The sequence below is a fragment of the Actinosynnema sp. NPDC023658 genome, assembly GCF_040639995.1.
GTDB lineage: Bacteria > Actinomycetota > Actinomycetes > Mycobacteriales > Pseudonocardiaceae > Actinosynnema.
The window spans coordinates 1-3,643 of sequence record NZ_JBFAAX010000577.1 but is presented as its reverse complement, the minus strand read 5'-3'; the positions used below and the strand labels follow the sequence as shown (position 1 = coordinate 3,643).

4 protein-coding genes are annotated in these 3,643 nt (G+C 70.0%); all 4 read right to left on the bottom strand.

Annotated features, from left to right (window positions below; translation table 11 throughout):
• On the bottom strand, positions 1–883 hold an 883-nt coding region (locus AB0G02_RS31425; protein WP_360801288.1), incomplete at its 3' end, for an SDR family oxidoreductase.
• A 100-nt stretch (positions 884–983) separates the two neighbouring features.
• Entirely contained in the window at positions 984–1,844 is an 861-nt protein-coding gene (locus AB0G02_RS31420) for a sulfurtransferase (protein WP_360801285.1), read from the bottom strand.
• 52 nt (positions 1,845–1,896) lie between these two features.
• Entirely contained in the window at positions 1,897–3,045 is a 1,149-nt protein-coding gene (locus AB0G02_RS31415; protein ID WP_360801282.1) for an MFS transporter, read from the bottom strand.
• 88 nt (positions 3,046–3,133) lie between these two features.
• Positions 3,134–3,643, bottom strand: a 510-nt coding sequence (locus AB0G02_RS31410) for a cupin domain-containing protein (RefSeq protein ID WP_360801280.1), incomplete at its 5' end; no start/stop codon positions are given.

The following is a 3,643-nucleotide window of genomic DNA, read 5'->3' as shown; positions in this document are numbered from 1 at the left end:
GGACGTGCCGAGCCCGTGCCTCGGGCGTGGGGCCCGGTGGCAGGACGCCCGGTTCGCTGCCGGCCTCACGTCCCGGCAGGCGGGGATCGGTGGACCGGGGACACTGGGCGGTCCACCCTCCGTCCATCGTCAGGACCGAGCCGGTGAAGAACGACGCCTCGTCGCCCGCCAGGTAGGCCACGCTGGAGGCGGCCTCCTCCACGGTGGCGATGCGGCCCAACGGGTGAAGGCTGGTGAAGTGGCGGACCATCTCCTCGCTGCCCGTGGTGGCGCGGAACATCGGGGTGTCGACCGACGCCAGCGCCAGCGCGTTGACCCGGATGTTGTGGGGCGCGTACTCCAGTGCCGCCGCACGGGTCAGCCCGATCACGCCGTGCTTGCCCGCCACGTAGGAGCTGATGCCCAGTCCGACGCCGACGAGGCCGAGCTGGGAGGCGTTGTTGACGATGACGCCGCCCCCGGCGCGGAGCATCGCGTCCAGCTCGTGCCGCATGGACAGGAAGACGCTGGTCAGGATGTGCTCGATGTCGTCGGCCCAGACCTTCGGGTTCTGCTCGGTCACCCGGCCGACGGCGCCGAGCCCGCCCGCGCTGTTGAAGGCGATGTCCAGCCTGCCGAAGTGCTCCTCGGCGGTGCGGACGGCGGCGGCCACGTCCTCGTCCACGGTCGTGTCGGCGCGCACCGCGACGGCGGTGCCGCCGGCCTCGGTGATCAGGCCGACGACCCGTTCGAGCTCCGCCTCGCGCCGGGCCGCGACGACGACGCGGGCGCCCTGGCCCGCCAACGCCTTGGCCGCGCCCTCGCCTATGCCGGAGCTGCCACCGGTCACCAGGGCGACCTTGCCCGCCAGCCGACCGGTCGCTGGTTCGGTTCTCTCATTCATCGCTGTGTCGGGCGCGGTGACCCGTGCCCGGCCTCCTCGGATGTCGGGACGTGGGTACCCGCGACGCCGGGACGGCGCCGGGGCGCGGGCTGGGGCGTGCTCAGCGAGGACCGTCGCCGCGCTCGACGGGCACACCCACCAGCGAGCCGTACTCGCCCCAGGACCCGTCGTAGTTCTTGACGTCCGGCCGGCCGAGCAGCTCGCTGAGGACGAACCAGGAGTGCGCCGAGCGCGCCCCGACCCAGCAGTAGGTGATGGAGCCGCGATCGCGGTCGAGCCTGGTGTAGAACCGCTCCAGCTCCTGCTCGGACTTGAAGGTGCCGTCCTCGTCGAGCACCTCCGACCACTCCAGGTTGACCGCACCGGGCACGTGACCCGCGCGCTGCGCGACCTCGTGCGGGTTGTTGCCCGGTGCGAACGCCTCACCCGCGAACCCCGGCGCGAAGATGCGGCCCGCGTACTCGTCGGGCGTGCGCACGTCGACCAGGTTCTTGGTGCCGATGGCGGCGAGCACGTCGTCGCGGGTGGCCCTGATCGAGGGGTCGGGATCCTCGGCGTGGTAGCTGGTGGCCTGCCGGACGGTCTCCTCGGAGGTGAGCGGGTGGCCGTCGCGCTGCCACTTCTCCCGGCCGCCGTCGAGCAGCTTCAGCGACCGGTGCCCGTAGAGCCGGAAGTACCACAGCGCCAGGGCGGCGAGCAGGTTCGAATTCACCGAGTAGAGCACGACGGTGTCGTCGTTGCCGATGCCTTTCGCGCTCAACAACTTCTCGAACTCCTGGCGGTCGATGACGCCGAGCCGCAACGGGTCCTGGAACTCGTCCCACCCGATCCAGACGGCGCCTGGTAGGTGGCCCTTCCGGTATTCGGAATCGCTGTTCCCGGTTTCCACGAACACCGTTCCCGGTTCTTCGAGGTGGGTCGACGCCCATCCTCCGGTGACCAGGACCGATTCACGAGCCATGGTGCGCTCCTTTGCGTCGAGAGGACCACGTCGCGGCGGCGTCGGACGCGGATCACCCCACGGGTACGTTCTGGGCCGTCACGCCCCGGCGGTCCCGGTACCAGGCGAACAGGCTCACCAGAATGCCGACGACGGTGACACCGGCGGCCACCACGTAGATCGCCCGCAGGCCGAGGCCGCCGTCGATGACCCGGCCGCCCAGCCAGGCCGCGAACGCGGCGGCGAGCTGGTAGGCCGACGCGTTGACCGCGATGGCCAGCGTCGGCGCCTGCGAGGCGGTCTTGAGCACCCTGGCCTGCATCCCCGGCACGACCGAGAAGCCGAGCGCGCCGACCACGAAGACCATGATCGCGGTGCCCACGATGTTGGCGCTGACCAGCCACATCACCCCGAGGCCGGCGGTCAGCGCCACCAGCAGGCCGATCTGCGAGGGCATCAGCGCCCGGTCGGACAGCCAGCCGCCCAGGAGGTTGCCCACGGTCGCGCCGACGCCGTAGACGAGCAGCAGGAACGGCACCGCGGTCGCGGTGAACCCGGTGACGTCGACCAGCAGCGGCGCGAAGTAGGTGAACACGATGAGCAGGCCCGCGTTGCCGACGGCGGTGACCAGGATGGCGAGCTGCACGGCGGGGATGCGGAACACGCGCAGCTCGGTGAGCGCGGACGTGGTGGTGTCGTTGGCGACCGCGGTCACGAAGCGCATCACCATCAGCAGGCCGACGGCGCAGGTCACGGCGATGGCGGCGAACGTCGCGCGCCACCCGAAGCTGTTGCCGACGAAGGTGCCCAGCGGTGCGCCGAGGATCATCGAGAGGTTCATGCCGAGGACGAGCTTCGACACCGTGGACGCCTGCTTGTCCGGCGGCGCGGTCGACGTGGCGATGACGATCGCGTTGGCGAAGAACGTCGAGGTGACCAGCGCCGTGATGATGCGCGCCGCGAACAGCACGCCGTAGACGGGCGCGAGCGCGGAGGCCACGTTGCCCGCGACCGCGACCAGCAGCAGGATCAGGATCAGCCGCTTGCGCGGGTACCGGGCGGTGAGGGCCGTCAGTGTCGGGCCGCCGACGATCATGCCGATGGCGTAGGCGGTGACGAGGAGGCCCGCCGCGGGGATGGAGACGTGCAGGCCGTCGGCGACATCCGGCAGGATCCCGGCGATGACGAATTCGCCGGTGGTGATGCCGAATACGCACACCATTAGGGACAGAACACTGAGTGGCATGTTAATCTCGTATCAGAATCGGTTTACCGCGTCAATCGGGGCCGATTGACCTTATGGGGTGAACTTACAGTTCCGGGGCGGGGCCCGCGTAACCATACGCATAGGTGCGACCGAGGGCGATCACGTGGTCCAAATCCGGTCCGAGCGCCTCCGTGGGCAGGGTCAATGCCTTGGCGGGTGGAATCTCCGCCGCCAGGAAGAGGTCGAACTGGGGTTTGCGCCCCTCGTCCGGTGTGCAGTGGATGGTGAGGAAGCGCGCCTTCTCCGAAAGGGTGATGAATCCGTGCGGACGAGTCCGGGGCACAATCATCGTCGACCCGGCCTCGGCGGTCAGCTCGTCGCCGTCGCAGATCATGCGCAAGGTGCCGTCCAGCACGATGAACACCTCGTCCTCGTAGTCGTGCACGTGCAGCGGCGTGGTGTAGCCGCGGGCGCCGGTGTGCTGCACCACGGTGAAGGTGTCCCTGGTCGCCTCACCGGGCACGCGCACCTGCGCCAGCCCGCCCATCAGCCACACCGCGGTCTGCTCGCCCTCCGGGATGAAGCGGTACTTCTCGCCACCGACGTCGTTCCC

Coding starts and splice junctions, on each gene's coding strand:
- AB0G02_RS31415 (WP_360801282.1), bottom strand. CDS start 3,045: ATGGTGTGCGTATTCGGCATCACCACCGGCGAATTCGTCATCGCCGGG.
- AB0G02_RS31420 (WP_360801285.1), bottom strand. CDS start 1,844: ATGGCTCGTGAATCGGTCCTGGTCACCGGAGGATGGGCGTCGACCCAC.